A 14,998-nucleotide genomic window follows, 5' to 3' on the forward strand; every position below is an offset into this window, starting at 1 on the left:
AGCGGCGTCCCGCGCACGGTGCTCCCCGGTCGCGGCCACGATCCGCCGAACCGGCTGACACGGCGGCGCCCACCGGGCTACCGTCGGGGCGGCGATGCCCTTCCCGCACCCGAGGAGAGCGAATGGGCGGTCACGGAAACCCGGACAAACCCACCGACACCAACCCCGGCAGCGACCGCGACGGCCAGAAACCCGGCAGCGGCCACGGCAGCGGCGAGCCGTTCCCCGAGCAGGGCGGCGACGGCCAGAGGCCCGGAGGATGACCGTCCGGCCCGGCGCGGCGATCGCGCGGCGGCTCACCGCGCGCGGCGTGGTCCAGGACCCGGCCTGGCACCGCGCGGTCCTCGCGGTGGACCGCGCGGCGTTCATCCCCGACACCGTTTGGGCCCCCTCCACCGAGCATCCCGGATGGGAGGAACCCGTCACCCGCGACGACCCCCGCTACCGGGAATGGATCGACGAGGACTACGCACTGGTCACCCAGGTCGACGACGGCGCACCGGCGGGGGCGGGCGGCCTCGGGCGGGTTCCCACCAGCAGCATCAGCCAGCCGTCGCTCGCCGTGGCCATGCTCCAGGCCCTCGACACCACCCGGGGCCACAGAGTCCTGGAGATCGGCACGGGGACCGGATACAACACGGCGCTGCTGTGCGAGCGCCTCGGCGACCGGAACGTCGTCTCGGTCGAACTCGACGAGGACGTGGCCGCCCGGGCCCGCGAGAACCTGCGCGCCCTGGGCTACGAACCCACCCTGGTCACCGGGGACGGCGCCCGGGCGGTGGAGGGCGGCCCCTTCGACCGGGTCCTGGCCACCGTCGCCGCCAAGCGCGTCCCCGCCTCGTGGCTCGCCCAGACCCGGCCCGGCGGCGTCATCGTCACCCCGTGGGGGCCGGGCTTCACCTCCGCGGCCCTGCTCCGGCTCCACACCGCCCAGGACGGTACCGCGTCCGGGCGGATGCTCGCGGACGCGCCCTTCATGTGGCTGCGCGCCCAGCGGCGCGGCGCCGACCCGTGGCACGCCTACGTCGACGAGAACGCCCCCGGTGTGCGAACCGGGAGGACCGGCGTCAACCCGAGAGTGGTGGCCGACCGGGCTCCCGGATGGGGCGTGGCGCTCGGACATCTGGTGCCCGGTCTGGCCTACGCCGGTTTCGAGGCCGACGCGCACGAGCACGCGGCCGCCGGGGAGGCGTCGGTGTACGTGTACGACCGGGCGGGCTCCTGGGCCCTGGGCGAGTACACGCCCGACGGCGGCCCCTACGAGGCGAAGACGGCCGGGCCCCGGGACCTGTGGGCCGAGATCGGCGCCGCCCGGCGGACATGGGAGGCGGCGGGACGCCCCGGACGGGACCGGCTCGGCCTCACCGTCACCCCGGACGGCCAACACCTGCTCTGGGTCGATGACCCGGCCAAGGCCATCGAGGTGTCCGGGGGTTCCCGGCCGTGAACCCGTCCGATGAGGGGAAGGACACCGTGCTGTGCGGTAACTGCGGCCGCGTCCGAACCGGTGGTTGCCAGTGCATCCCCTCGGATTTCTGGCGGCGTCCCGAGGCCGAGGCGGCGCTGGAATCCCGGGACGTGACGCGGATCGTCCGGCTGCTGCGGGCGCGCACCGACCTGAGCCAGGACGCCATCGCCCGGATGACCGGCCTGTCGCAGGGGATGGTCTCGCAGATGGAGTCCGGGCAGCGCACCCTGCGCTCGGCCACCAAGAAGCAGCGCGCCCTCGAAGGACTCGGCGCACCCTGGCCCGAGCCCGTCCCGGATAGCTCCCCGTACACGAGACAGGCACTTCCGACGGCTACTTTCCTCCAACACGCTGTTGGCACGGGCAGCATGACAGGAGACCCACCACATAGCGCTCAGAACCGCGAGTCGCGCATCCTTGAGGATGTGCAACGTCGAGAATTCCTCAAGACCGCGGGTGCGGGCTTGGCCGTCTCCCCCCTGATGTCGCTGACCTCTTTCTTTTCCCAGAACCAGGGTGTCGACCAGATCCGCGCCGCTGATATCGGCCAGATCCGAGACGCCGCCGCGGTGTTCTCCGGTTGGGACCACACCTACGGAGGTACGGCCGCCCGCGCCGCTGTCGGCGGACAACTGCGTTGGGCCGCCGAACTTCTCAACACCCCTTGCCCTGGAGCGCTGCGCGCCGACGCCTTCGCGGCGGTGGCCCAGCTGTTCATGGTCGCCGGGTTCATGGCCTTCGACGCCTACGCGCACGACGACGCCCGAATCCTGTTCGCATTCGCCACCGAATGCGCCGAGGAGGCGGGAGACTGGCATCTGCGCGCCAAGGTCTACTCCCACCGATCCAGGCAAGCGATCTGGTGCGGCGACCCCGATACCGGAATCACCTACGCCGACCTGGCCCTGGTCCGCTCGGACCGGCTCTCGGCACGGGAAAAAGCGATGCTGCACACCGCGCGAGCCCGGGGCTTCGCCAAGCTGGGAATGCCGAAGGAGACGCTGGCAGCGGTTGACGCAGCCGATTCCGCGTTCACCACGCAGTCGGATGCCGCGGTTCCCGAGTGGATGGGCTACTACGACGCCGCCCAGCACGCGGGCGACACAGGGCACGCCCTGTGGGATCTGGCCACCGTTGGCCTGTACTCGACAGCCTCGGCCAAGAGCCGCCTCCAAGAGGCTGTTGACGGGCACCGCGACACTTACGCGCGCTCACGCGCCATCTCGGGCATCAAGCTCGCGTCCCTCCAAATGCATGACCGCGATATCGAATACGGCGTCGCCACCGCCACTCGCGCCTTGGAGGACATGAGCCGGGTGCGTTCACGCCGTGCCCAAGACGACCTGCGTCAACTCCGCGCCATCGCCGCGCGCACGCCCGACGCCGCAGGGGTCGAGGCTCTTGACACCCGGATCAAGACGCTGGTGGCCGCGTCATGACGATTCCCGAACCGTACGACCGGATTCTGGCCGAGGCGGGCCGCCGCGCGGGCGTGGCCACCGCGGGAGCGGAGGTGGTGAGGATCGGGGAGAACGCCGTGCTGCGCCTTCCCGGCAAGGTGGTCGCCCGGATCTCACGGCTAGGACAAGACGCCGCGGCGGCCCGCGAGGTCGCCGTCGCGCGCTGGCTCGCCGACCAGGGGGTCCCGGCGGTGCGCGCCCTCGCCATCGACCAGCCCGCCTTCGTGTGCGGGCGCGCCGTCACCTGGTGGGAGGAACTCCCGCCCCACGGCCCCGGCACGGTCACCGACGCCGCCGTCCTGATCAGCGCGCTGCACGCGCTCACCCCACCCGCAGACCTGAACCTGGGGCGCCTGGACCCGTTCGTGCGCCTGGACCAGCGCATCGACGACGCCACCACCCTGGCCGAGAACGACCGCGCGTGGCTGCGCGGCCACCTCGACCAGTTGAGAGCCGCCTGGCGCGGTCTTCCCCAAGGACTGCCGGAACGCGTCGTGCACGGCGACGCCTGGGTCGGCAACATCGCCAGGACCGAAGACGGCGAAGCCCGGCTGATGGACCTGGAACGCTGCTCGCTGGGACGGCCCGAATGGGACCTGGTGTCCACCGCGATCAAGCACACCAGCTTCGGCTGGGTCTCCGCCCCGGACTACGAGCGGTTTGTGGAGGTCTACGGCTACGACGTCACGGCCTGGGACGGCTTCGAGGTCATGCGCGATGTCCGAGAACTCCGGATGACCTTGTACTTCGCCCAGCACGCCTCCGGCGATCCCGTAATGGACACCGAGGCGAAGCTGCGCCTCGATTCCCTGAGAGGCGGACAGGCCCCCCGTCCCTGGACGTGGACTCCATCGTCCTGACCGCCGTGAAAACGACGTTCTCCCGACTTCTGGCAGGAAAGAGCCGTCCCGTGACCGAAACAACCGTTGACTCCGAGCGCGCGGCGCGGCTGCGGAACCGGGTCGTCGATGACCTCGTCGCAGACGGCACGATCGTCTCCGCGCGCGTCGAGGCCGCGATGCGCACGGTTCCCCGGCACCTGTTCGCCCCGGAGGCGAGCCTGGAGGAGGCCTACCACCCCTACAACGCCGTGTTCACCAAGACCGACGAGCACGGGGCCACGGTGAGCTCGGTGTCCGCGCCCCAGATCCAGGCGATGATGCTGGAGCAGGCCGGGATCGCGCCCGGCATGCGGGTGCTGGAGATCGGGTCCGGGGGCTGCAACGCGGCGCTGATCGCCGAACTGGTCGGCGGCTCGGGCGAGGTGACCACCGTCGACATCGACCCCGAGGTCACGGCCCGCGCCACCCGCCTGCTCGCCGCCACCGGCTATGCTCGGGTGCGGGTCGTGCGCGCCGACGCCGAGAACGGCGTGCCCGCGCACGCGCCCTACGACCGGATCCTGGTCACCGTCGGAGCGTGGGACGTCCCCGCGGCCTGGACCGCGCAACTGGCCGAGGACGGGCGGCTCGTCGTGCCGCTGCGGATGCGGGGCCTGACCCGCTCGGTCGCGTTCGAGCGAACCGGCGACCACCTGACCAGCACCTCGGCACTGGTCTGCGGCTTCGTGCCCATGCAGGGCGCGGGAGCCCACCAGGAGCAGCTGCTGCTGGTCAACGGGACGAACGCGATCGCCCTGCGCTTCGACGACGGGCTGCCCGCCGACCCGGGCCTGCTGGACAACGCGGTGCGCACCCCCCGGGCCGAGGCGTGGACGGGCGTGACGGTGGGCCGCCAAGAGCCGTTCGACACGCTCCAGACGCACCTGGCCACGGTGCTGCCGGGCTTCTGCGTCATGGCCGTGGACCCCGACCTCGACACCGGCCCGGTGACCCCCGCCAACAAGTGGTTCTCGCTCGCCACCGTCGACGGGGACGGCTTCGCCTACGTCACCACGCGCCGCACGCCCGACGACGCGTCGGTCGAGTTCGGCGTCCACGCGCTCGGCCCCGGCGGCCCCGCGCTGGCCGAGGCGGTGGCCGGGCAGGTGCGCGCCTGGGACCGGGAACGGCGCGGCGGCCCCGGCCCGCGCGTCAGTGTCCACCCGGCCCACACCCCCGATGACCGGCTGCCCGGCGGGCGGGTCGTCGACAAGAAGCACAGCCGCGTCGTCCTCTCCTGGCCTCCGCAGGACTGAAGAGGCCCGCACCGGTTCGCGAAGAAGCCGGGGCTCAGCGCGCCCGCCCCCGGGGCGGGACGGGCCCGGTCGATGGTCCGGGCGAGGGTGCTGGTGTGCGGGGCGGCGTGCTCGTCGGTTTCGGCGAGCAGGTCCACGGGCCGGCACCAGGCGTGCGTCTGCGGTTCGCCGGACCCGGCGGCCTGAGTGGGGATGAACCCGCACGGCGGGCACAGCGGGCTGCGCGGAGTGGAACAGGGCTTGGAAACGAGCGACCGTGTCCCCACGAAGACCAGCTGGTGTGGACAGTCGGTCCGGGGCGAAGCGATGAGGGCCGCGCATGCCGATCGCGCGGATCAGCGCCTTGGGCGCGGAAAGCCCGCGTGGCCTCGATGGCCGGTTCCGCCCCCGCCCGGAATGATCCCGGGCGTTCCGCCCTTCCCGGCCCCGAAGCGGGCAGAACGCTCAAGGCCGTCGACGAGACCCCTGCGCAACGGACGTCGTGGGCGCGGCCCCGACCGGCGCCCGCCGTCGCCGCCCGCCGTGACAGACCCCGATCGGACCCCGACCCGACAGAGCCCGGACCACCCCGCGCCGGAGGCTCCGTACAGTCCCGCGCGGGGGTCAGGTCCGCGGGGCCGGGAACGTGACCCCGGTCAGCCGTTCGCTCTCACGCCACAGCCGGGAACCCAGCTCAGGGCTGTCGGCCCCGGCGGGCAGGGGTGTCGGCTTGGGGGTCCCGGAGGTCTGGTCCCGTCCGGCGGGACCGAGGAAGGCGCCGCTGGCGGCCGCGGTGTGGGTCGCGCCATACAGGGAGGGCCAGGCGGCACCCTCGGCCGAACCCATCAGGGTGCGCGCGGCCAGGGCGACGAACAGCCGCCCCGTCCGCCCGGCGGACGTGTGGCGCTGCAGGTTGGTGACGGCCGAACCCGGATGCACGGCCAGGGCGCGGTGCGCGCTGCCGTCAAGGCGGCGGGCGAGTTCCTGGGTGAAGACGATATTGGCGCGCTTGGACTTCGCGTACGCGCCCATCGGGCGGTAGCGCTGTTCGCTCATCAGATCGGCGAGGTCGCCTGAGCGCCAGGTGGCGGCGATGGCGCTGACCGTGACGATCCGCGCGGCCACCGAACGCGTCAGGGCGGGCATCAGATGGGCGGTCAGTGCGAAGTGGCCGAGGTGGTTCGTGCCGACGGTCAGTTCGAGGCCGTCACGGGTAGTGCGCCGTTCGGGGACATCCATGACGCCGGCGTTGTTGATGAGGATGTCGATCGTCTCTCCAGCGGCGAGCGGGGCCGCCGCGTCGCGGATCGCGGCCAGGTCGCCGAGGTCGAGCTCCACGGTCTCCGGGCGCGCGCTGGGCACGTCGGCACGGAGGCGGGCGGCGGCTTCGGCCATCGCATCCGGACGGCGCCCGGCGAGCAGGACGCGGGCACCGTGCTGGGCCAGGACCCGGGCGGTGCGGTAGCCGATGCCGCTGTTGGCGCCGGTGATCAGAGCGGTCCGGCCGTCGAGCGACGGAATGTCGGCGGGAGTCCAGTGCTGCGCGGTCATCACACACCTTCTTAAATGAATGTTCATTTAACGCGTTCAGCATGCTCGCGCGATCCCGGATTGTCAAATGAACGTTCATTAAGCGAGGATGGAGGCATGGCAACGCGTGATCCCGACCGCAAGCGGCAGCAGTTGATGGAAGCGGCCCTGGCCGAGTTCGCCGAGTACGGCGTGGCCGGCGCCCGGGTGGACCGGCTCGCCAAACGCGCCGGCATCAGCCCCGGCCTCGTGTACTCGTTCTTCGCCGGCAAGGAGGGCCTGTTCGAGGCGGTCTACGAAGCGATCGTCGAGCAGACGGTGGACGCCGTGCCCATCGACGCCGACGACCTGCCCGAATACGCCGGACGCCTGCACGACACCGCGGCACGGCACCCGCAGGTCATGCGGTTCCTCGCGTGGTATGCGCTCGAACGCGCCGAACGGCCGGTCCCCGAGGTCGTCGCCCGCTCCATGGACGAAAAGATCACGGCCATCGAGGCGGCGCAGCGGAGCGGCACCGTCAGATCCGACAAGCCGGCCGGCGAGGTCCTCGCCCTGGTGCTGGCGCTGGCCAACATGTGGCAGCACCAGGGCGAGGACGTCGGCCACCTCGTCACCGACGCACAGCGACGCTCCGTCATCACTGACGCCGTACGCCGCCTGGTCACCCCGTAGGAGCTCCCTCGGGGCCGGCCACATCACGGCGGCCCGGTGGCAGGGCTGACCGCCTGCCAGATCGCAGACCAGGCCCGCCCGGACGCGCCGGCGCACCGGCCGTGACCGAAGCGGGGCCACGCGCCGTCGCCGAGCGCGATGGCGACGGGCGCGATGGCGACGGGCGGGCCTTCACCGGGCTCCGGACTCGAACAGCCGGCACCCACGCCGCCCGCGTACAGGCGCGACCGGATGCCGGCGGGCGGCTCCCGCCGGCCGGGGTGCCGATCGGCACCCCGGCCGGCGAAGGAACGGGCGGCATCCCGTCCCAGCGGATGACCGCGGCAGGCTGCGTACCTGTTCCGTACCGGGTTTTCAGGGTTTCGGCGAGTACCGGCTACTTCAGGAGCTGGCGGGCCATCACCAGGCGCTGGATCTGGTTGGTGCCCTCGTAGATCTGGGTGATCTTGGCATCGCGCATCATGCGCTCCACCGGGTAGTCGCGGGTGTAGCCGTAGCCGCCCAGGAGCTGGACGGCGTCGGTGGTGATGTCCATGGCCACGTCCGAGGCCAGGCACTTGGCCGCGGCGCCGAAGAAGGGGAGGTCGGCGTCGCCGCGTTCGGACTTGGCGGCGGCGACGTAGACCATCTGGCGGGCAGACTCCAGCTTCATGGCCATGTCGGCGAGCATGAACTGGATGCCCTGGAAGTCGGCGACGGCCTTGCCGAACTGCTTGCGCTCCTTGACGTAGCCGAGCGCGTAGTCGAGCGCGCCCTGGGCGATGCCCACGGCCTGGGCGCCGATCGTGACGCGGGTGTGGTCCAGGGTGCGCAGCGCGGTCCGCAGGCCGGAGCCGACCTCGCCGACCAGGCGGTCGCCCGGGAGGCGGACGTTGTCGAAGACCAGCTCGCGCGTCGGCGAGCCCTTGATGCCGAGCTTCCGCTCCGGTTCGCCCAGGGAGAAGCCCGGGTCGTCGGCGTGCACCACGAAGGCGCTGATGTTGCGACCGCGCGGGCCGTCGGGGTCGGTCACGGCCATCACCGTGTAGTACTGGGACACCCCGGCGTTGGTGATCCAGGACTTCTGGCCCGACAGGATCCAGTCGTCGCCGTCGGCGACCGCGCGGGTGCGCATGCTCGCGGTGTCCGAACCCGCCTCGCGCTCGGACAGGCCGTAGGAGAACATCGCCTCGCCGGCGGCCAGCGGGGTGAGGTAGCGCTGCTTGACGTCCTCGGAGCCCGCCAGGATCAGCGGCATCGAGCCGAGCTTGTTCACCGCGGGGATGAGCGAGGACGAGGCGCACACCCGGGCGACCTCCTCGATGACGACGCAGGTGGCCAGCGCGTCCGCGCCCGCGCCGCCGTAGGCCTCGGACACGTGCGGGGCGTGGAAGTCGCTCGCGCGCAGCGCGTCGTAGGCCGCCTGCGGGAACCGCGCGGTCTCGTCGACGGCCGCGGCGTGCGGGGCGATCTTGTCCTCGGCGACGGCGCGCACCGCTTCGCGGATCGCGTCGTGCTCCTCGGACGGGCGGTAGAGGTCGAAGGCGCTCATGGGATCTCCTTGCGTGGCGACATTCCGAGTATGACACTGCGTATCAGGAAAAGGAACGGAGTCTCAATCCGAGTGTCGCGCGGGATCGCGGGACAATGAGCGTCGCCCCGTCGGGACGCGGGCGTGGAAACGAGGAGCACATGACCGAGCGCGCGGGTTCCCGCGGGGTCGTGGCCGCGGCGCTGCGGCTGTTCGACGAGCGGGGTTTCGAGGCCACCACGATGGACGACGTCGCGGTGGCGGCCGGGGTCAGCCGCAGCACCCTGTTCCGCCGCTTCGGCTCCAAGGACGACGTGGTCTTCGCCGACCAGGAGGAGCTGGTGGAGTCGGTGCGCGCGCTGCTGGACGCCTCGCACGGGGACCCGGTCGCGGCGGTGCGCGCGGCCGCGCACGCCGTGCTGCGCGCCTACACGAGCCGCCCCGAGGTGGCGCTGCGGCGCTACCGGCTGGTGCGCGCCCACGCCGCGCTGCGCGACCGGGAGCTCGCGATGACGGCCCGCTACCAGGCGCTGTTCACCCAGCACCTGTCGCGCGGGTACGGCGACCCCCGGCGGCTGCTCGCGGCCGAGGTGCTGGCGGCGGCGGTCATCGCCGCGCACAACCACGTGCTGCGCGCCTGGCTGCGCGACCCCGGGGAGGGCGGCCCCTCGCCCGCCGCGCGCCTGGAGGAGGCGCTGGAGTTCGTGGTGGCCGGGCGCGCCGCACCGCCGGGCGGCTCGGGAGGACCGGTCCCGGCGGGCGGCGGGGAGGTCCTGGTGGCGGTGTACCCGGCCGGGGCCTCGGGGGAGGAGGTCCTGGCCCGGGTGCGCGCGGCGCTGGGGGGCGCTCCCTGAGTCGTCCCGGGCCCGCTCGTCCGGTGGTCTGCTGACCGGTCGGCGTCCCTTCGGGCAGGGGGCGCCGGGCCGTCCGGGCGAAGGTGCGCGAAGTGTCGGGGCCTGCTTCGGAAAACGCATTCCTGAACGACCGGGCGCTATTTCTTATTGGTGGAAACATGGGATGTCCGTGTGCTTTCCTCCGATGTGTCGTTATTGGGGAGTGTGAGTGTGATCCCAATGCCGGAGCGCGTCCGAGGTTCATCCGCCAGACACCAATGAGGGGTTTATAGTTTTTCTGATTGGTTTCAGTTGTCTTTTTGTTGGCTTGGTTGTGGCAATGGGGCCCGGCCGGGCCACGAAGCCCCTTCACTGCCGGCGCGGGCTCACTGAGCAGCGCGGACACCGGCACAGGGCACCCGAACTCGTCCGGGTCGACAGAAAGGAAACCCCCCGCCCATGCGGAACACGCAGACACTGGACGCCCCCTCTGGTCAGGCCGCCGTCTTCGACATCGAGGCGCTTCTGGCCTCTGTGGGAGAGAGCGGCGACAAGGGGGTCGATCCCTTCGCCGGACTCCCCGCCTACTTCGGCGACCTGTTCGCCGGCGCGACGCTCGGTGTCGACGTCCTCTCCAAACCGGCTCCCGACGCGGACACCGCCGAAACCGCCGATGACGTCGACGCCGACGCGCCTCCCACCGATCCGGCCTCGCTGAGCGCGGCCGAGGTCCGGATGCTGCGCGGTCACCTCGCCCACGACCTGAGGAGCGACCGGGTGACGCGGAGGGCGTTCGACGCCTACCGCGTCCACCGCGGCGGCCTCGGCGTCGCCGACATCGCCAGGGCGCTCGCCTACCGGCCCAGGGTCGTCGACGCCGCCGGGATCACGCGGACGCTCGCGTCGGCGGAGAGCAAGGGCGAGTGGCTGGGCCGGGTGTTCGCGATGTGGGAGGGCGACGCCGGAATCCGGCGGCTGCTGGCCGCGCGCGCCGTTCCGGTGGCGGGGGAGGAGGCCCTCCTGCTGTGCGGCGGCCCCCTCCTCAACCACCGGAACGACGCGCCGGACGCCGCCCCGGATGCGGAGGCGGCCGGGCCCCCCGACGCCACCGCGGACCCCGCCCCCGACACCGGCCCGAAGGCCCCGGGAGCGGCCGACCGTCCGACCGGCGCGGACGGGACCGCTCCTTCGCGCACCGCCTCCGACGAGTCCCCCGCTCCCGCCGCCCCGCGCCCGCCGAGCGACGCCGAGGTCGAGGTGCTGCGCGCCCCCCTCGCCCGCGACCTGAGGAGCGACCGGCTGGCGCGCCGGGCGTTCGGGTCCTACGCCGCCTACCACGGCGGCGGGAGCGTCGTCGACATCGTCAGGACGCTCGCCTACCAGGTCAAGGTCCTGGACGAGGACGGCGCCACGCGGACGCTCCGCTCGGTGGCGAGCCGGAGCGAGTGGCTGGACCGGGTGATCGCCGGCTGGGAGGGCGACACCGGGGCCCGGCGGCTGCTGGCCGACCGCGGCCTGGACCCCGCCACCGCGACGGGATGGCGCCTGGACCCCCGGGCGCTGACCGAGGCCGAGGTCGAGGTGCTGCGCGCCCCCCTCGCCCGCGACCTGAGGAGCGACCGGATGGCGCGCCGGGCGTTCGACGCCTACCGCGCCCGCAGGAGCGGCCTCGGCGTCGCCGAGATCGCCCGGACCCTCCTGTACTTCCCCACGGTCCTCGACGAGGACGGCGCCACGCGCGCGCTCCGCTCGGTGGAGCAGAAGAAGGACTGGCTGGACCGGGTGTTCGCGGCGTGGGAGGGCGACGCCGGGACCCGGCGGGTCCTGGCCGCGCGCGGGGGCCCGGCGGCCGGGGCGAGCGGCGACGACGCCCCGCCCGCCGAGGACGCCGCGCCGGTCCCCGAGCCCACCGGGCCCGAGGCGGGCCAGGCCACGCTGAACAGCGTGTTCGCCGGGGCCCTCCTGCCGTCCGACGACCCCGCCTGACCCCGGTCGGCCCCGACGGGCCCCGTGGCCCGGCGACCGGGGAGAGGGCGCCGGGCCACGGGGCCGCCGCCGGGGCGGTCAGGGACGCAGGATCAGGGTGTGCTCCGCGTCGGACTCCACCGACTCGCGGGACAGGCGCATCGGGGTGGTCCCCCCGTTCGCCCACAGCTCCATCTGGTCGGCGTAGTTGGGGTGGAAGGCGTGCCCGGAGGCCCCGGTGAGGTTGACCCACCGGGAGGCGTCCTGGTCGGCCAGGTCCACCACCATGCGCATCGACGGAACCGTGGTGACGGCGTAGCCGTCCGCCGCGTCCCAGCCGGTGGCGTTGACGACGCTGGAACCGCCGCCGGCCTCCACCGGGCCGCGGTTGAACAGCCGCTCCACCGGAGCGATGCCCGACGTGCCGAAGGAGGCGTTGCGCGCGGTCAGGGAGTGCAGCGCCCCCCAGCGCCAGTCCTCGGGGTCCTCCTCGCCGGTCAGCACGGTCAGCTCCTCGACGGCCTGCTCCATGGCCACCGCCAGCGCCTCCTCGCGGGTGCCCGTGCGCTCGCCGCGCCACCACGGCGAGTCCGGCTCCTCCAGCAGGCCCGACAGCAGCACCCAGCCCCGGGAGGCGCCGATCGCGGGGTCCTCGCCCAGCTCGTCGAAGACCAGCGGGACCAGGTGCCGGTAGACGGAGTTGTAGAAGGCGGCCGGGGCCGAGTCGGCGTCCTGCTGGAAGTCCCAGTCCGCCAGCAGCTCCCGCGCCCGGGCGGCCGTGCCCGAGACCTCGGCGCCGAGCAGGTGCGGCACGACGGCGCGCGCCCCGGAGTTCTCGTTGTCCATCTGGATCGCGGACATGTCGGCCACCGTCAGCCCGCCTTCGGCGATCGAGGCGTCCAGCAGGTCGTTGATCCGCTGCGAGCGGTACCCGTGGTCCCAGTCGGTGGTGAGCAGGTGCGGGTAGTCCGCGCCGACGACCGCCTGGTTGGCGGTGACGACGACCCCCGACCCGGGGTTGAGCACGCTCGGCAGCTCCTCGAAGGGCAGATACCCCTGCCAGTCGTAGTCGGAGTCCCAGCCCGGCGCGGGCCAGCGGCCGTCGCCCTCGCCGCGCACCGGGATGCGCCCCGGCGCCTGGTAGCCGATGTTGCCGGAGGTGTCCGCGTAGACGAGGTTCTGCGCGGGGACCTCGAAGGCCGCGGCCGCCGCGCGGAACTCGTCGAAGTCGCGGGCCCGGTTCAGCATGAAGAGCGCGTCGGCGGTGCGGCCGGGCCGCAGCGCCGTCCAGCTGATCGCGACGGCGTAGGAGCCCTCCTGCCAGGTGTCGGTGTAGGCGCCCCCGGGGTCCACCGGGGCCTTCTCACCGAGCGCGCGCAGCTGCGCGCCCAGCTCGGGGTCCGACAGCAGGGGGCCGTGCCCGGAGCCGCGCACGGTGATCTCCACGTCCTCGCCGCCCGCGACCCCGATGGTCTCGGTCCGGGACTCCAGCGGCCGGGGCTCGCCGTCCACGACCACCGAGTCGCCCTCGACCTTCTCCAGGTACAGGTCGACGACGTCGGGGCCCAGGTTGGTGAAGCCCCAGGCGACCGTGTCGTTGGCGCCGATCACCACGGCGGGCAGGCCGGGGAAGGTGAAGCCGGTGACGTCGAACGGGCACGCCCGGCCGACGGAGGTGCAGTGCAGCCCCATCTGGTGCCACACCGAGGGCATGGCCGCGCCCAGGTGCGGGTCGTTGGCCAGCAGCGGGAGCCCCGAGTCGGTGTGCTCGCCGGAGACCACCCAGGAGTTCGAGCCCAGCTCCGGTGACGTGGGCCCCAGGACCTCGGGCAGCGCGGACAGGTCGGCGCCGAGGTCGGCCACCGCCCGGGCGGCGTCGGCGTCGGTGGGCGGGGGAGCCGGGGGGTTGGCCTCGTCGGCGGGCTCCTCCCCGCCGGCCGGGCCGGCGGTGAACGTCCCGTCGCTGATCCGGCCGTCGGGGACGATGGGCTCGTGCAGCTCCTCCGGGTAGGCCGGGTACAGCTCCTCGACCTGCTCGCGGGACAGTCCGCGGGCCAGCAGGGAGGCCCGGTCGATCTCCTCGGCCATGTTCCCGGCCAGGTCCCAGGCCATCGCCTTGAGCCAGGCCAGGCTGTCGGCGGCGGTCCAGGGCTCGATCTCGTAGTCGCCGTTGGTCAGCCCCAGCACCGCGTACTCGAGGCTCGCCCGGGGGCCGGACCGGCCGTCCAGGTAGGCGTTGACGCCGTCGGCGTAGGCGTCCAGGTAGTCGCGGGTGTCCTGGTCCAGCAGGTCGTACTCGGCCTCGGCGACCCGCCGCCAGCCCATCGTGCGCAGGTACGCGTCCGTGGCGACCTGGTCGGGGCCGAACAGCTCGGCGAGCCGCCCCGCGGTGAGGTGCCGGTTGAAGTCCATGGCCCAGAAGCGGTCCTGGGCGTGCACGTAGCCCTGGGCGGTGAACAGGTCCTCGGGGGTGTCGGCGTACACGTGCGGGATGCCGTGGGCGTCGCGGTGCACGGTGGCGGGGGCGCTCAGGGCGGGCAGCTCCAGGGCTCCCTCGGTTACGGGGAAGGACCGCCGCACGGTCCACGTGCCGAGCGCGGCGGCGACCAGGAGGAGGGTCAGCAGGACGGCGAGGACACCGGCGGTCCATCGCTTGAGGAGGGGGACGGCAGCAGGCATGGGGTGACCTTAGGGCCCCGGCATCGCGGTGGAACAGGTTCTCTGTATCGCTTCCGCAACTCCGACGTCGCCATCCGGAACCTGACGGTGACCAACACCGCCATCAGGGAGAGCCCGTGCGGGGACGACGTCACCTTCGGCAACATCACCCGCGTCAACAGCAGCCTCGACGTCTGCTGACGCGCGCCGTCCCGCAAGGGCGCCCGCCGGTCCGCCGACGGGCGCCCTCCGCCGTCCGAGAGGGGGGTTAGAGTGCGAAGCGGGGCTCCCGGGGCGTCGGGGGCCGATCGAGTCGATGGACGGGACTTGAACCGTGCGTGATCAAGGACAGGACCCGGCCGCCGCGGGGCCGGCCGCCGCGCCGGAGCGCCCCCTGCCGCCGGGGCCGCCCTCGGGCCGGGTGGACCGCTGGCTGTGGGCGGTGCGCCTCACCAAGACCCGCGCCGACGCCGCGGGGGTGTGCAGGGCCGGGCACGTGAAGGTCAACGACAAGCCGGCCAAGCCCGCCACCCCGGTGCGCGCCGGGGACGTGGTCCGGGCCCACATCAACGGGACCACCCGGATCATCGAGGTCGCCCACGTGATCGAGAAGCGGGTGGGCGCGCCGCTCGCGGTGCGCTGCTACGTCGACAACACCCCGGTCCTGCCGCCCGAGGCGGCCGTTCCGGTGGCCCGGCGGGCCCGGGGCGCGGGCCGCCCGACCAAGCGCGACCGCCGCCGCCTCGACCGGCTCCGCGGCGACGGAGGGGACGCGCTGTGACC

At 73.2% G+C, this 14,998-nt stretch carries 12 protein-coding genes; 9 read left to right on the top strand and 3 right to left on the bottom strand.

What is annotated here, in order from left to right; all coding sequences use genetic code 11:
• The first annotated feature begins 122 nt into the window (after positions 1-122).
• The 5 genes from EV190_RS23300 to fxlM are packed head-to-tail and all read left to right on the top strand — an operon-like array spanning position 123 to position 5,065.
• Complete coding sequence (locus EV190_RS23300) at positions 123-263, top strand: hypothetical protein (protein WP_166655388.1); 141 nt, start codon at positions 123-125, stop codon at positions 261-263.
• Positions 260-1,447 (top strand): methyltransferase domain-containing protein, encoded by a 1,188-nt coding sequence (locus tag EV190_RS05725; RefSeq protein WP_133740379.1) that lies wholly within the window; start codon positions 260-262, stop codon positions 1,445-1,447. Before EV190_RS23300 ends, EV190_RS05725 begins: the two co-directional genes overlap by 4 nt.
• A complete protein-coding gene (locus EV190_RS05730) occupies positions 1,444-2,907 on the top strand; it encodes a helix-turn-helix domain-containing protein (RefSeq protein ID WP_133740380.1) in 1,464 nt (487 codons plus the stop codon). Before EV190_RS05725 ends, EV190_RS05730 begins: the two co-directional genes overlap by 4 nt.
• The gene (locus tag EV190_RS05735) at positions 2,904-3,788 is read left to right on the top strand and encodes a phosphotransferase family protein (protein ID WP_133740381.1); all 885 of its coding nucleotides are present in this window, start codon (positions 2,904-2,906) and stop codon (positions 3,786-3,788) included. The genes EV190_RS05730 and EV190_RS05735 overlap by 4 nt, the downstream gene beginning before the upstream one ends.
• A 50-nt stretch (positions 3,789-3,838) precedes the next feature.
• The gene (gene fxlM / locus EV190_RS05740; protein ID WP_133740382.1) at positions 3,839-5,065 is read left to right on the top strand and encodes a methyltransferase, FxLD system; all 1,227 of its coding nucleotides are present in this window, start codon (positions 3,839-3,841) and stop codon (positions 5,063-5,065) included.
• Between the two features lie 603 nt (positions 5,066-5,668).
• On the opposite strand, the gene EV190_RS05745 is transcribed toward fxlM, so the two are convergent.
• The gene (locus EV190_RS05745) at positions 5,669-6,595 is read right to left on the bottom strand and encodes an oxidoreductase (protein WP_133740383.1); all 927 of its coding nucleotides are present in this window, start codon (positions 6,593-6,595) and stop codon (positions 5,669-5,671) included.
• Between the two features lie 96 nt (positions 6,596-6,691).
• Between EV190_RS05745 and EV190_RS05750 the strand changes: the two genes are divergently transcribed.
• A complete protein-coding gene (locus EV190_RS05750) occupies positions 6,692-7,249 on the top strand; it encodes a TetR family transcriptional regulator (RefSeq protein ID WP_133740384.1) in 558 nt (185 codons plus the stop codon).
• Positions 7,250-7,625: 376 nt separating this feature from the next.
• Here the strand turns inward: EV190_RS05750 and EV190_RS05755 are convergent, their stop codons facing one another.
• A complete protein-coding gene (locus tag EV190_RS05755) occupies positions 7,626-8,780 on the bottom strand; it encodes an acyl-CoA dehydrogenase family protein (RefSeq protein WP_133740385.1) in 1,155 nt (384 codons plus the stop codon).
• A 140-nt stretch (positions 8,781-8,920) separates the two neighbouring features.
• Here EV190_RS05755 and EV190_RS05760 point away from each other — a divergent pair, with 140 nt between their 5' ends.
• The gene (locus tag EV190_RS05760) at positions 8,921-9,613 is read left to right on the top strand and encodes a TetR/AcrR family transcriptional regulator (protein ID WP_133740386.1); all 693 of its coding nucleotides are present in this window, start codon (positions 8,921-8,923) and stop codon (positions 9,611-9,613) included.
• Positions 9,614-10,051: 438 nt separating this feature from the next.
• Complete coding sequence (locus tag EV190_RS05765) at positions 10,052-11,578, top strand: hypothetical protein (protein WP_133740387.1); 1,527 nt, start codon at positions 10,052-10,054, stop codon at positions 11,576-11,578.
• Positions 11,579-11,656: 78 nt separating this feature from the next.
• Here the strand turns inward: EV190_RS05765 and EV190_RS05770 are convergent, their stop codons facing one another.
• The gene (locus EV190_RS05770; protein WP_133740388.1) at positions 11,657-14,236 is read right to left on the bottom strand and encodes a penicillin acylase family protein; all 2,580 of its coding nucleotides are present in this window, start codon (positions 14,234-14,236) and stop codon (positions 11,657-11,659) included.
• Positions 14,237-14,549: 313 nt separating this feature from the next.
• Here EV190_RS05770 and EV190_RS05775 point away from each other — a divergent pair, with 313 nt between their 5' ends.
• On the top strand, positions 14,550-14,996 hold the full coding sequence (locus EV190_RS05775; RefSeq protein ID WP_133740389.1) for an RNA-binding S4 domain-containing protein: 447 nt from the start codon (positions 14,550-14,552) through the stop codon (positions 14,994-14,996).
• The last annotated feature ends 2 nt before the right edge of the window (positions 14,997-14,998 follow it).

It is taken from the genome of Actinorugispora endophytica (assembly GCF_004363075.1).
Taxonomy (GTDB): domain Bacteria; phylum Actinomycetota; class Actinomycetes; order Streptosporangiales; family Streptosporangiaceae; genus Actinorugispora; species Actinorugispora endophytica.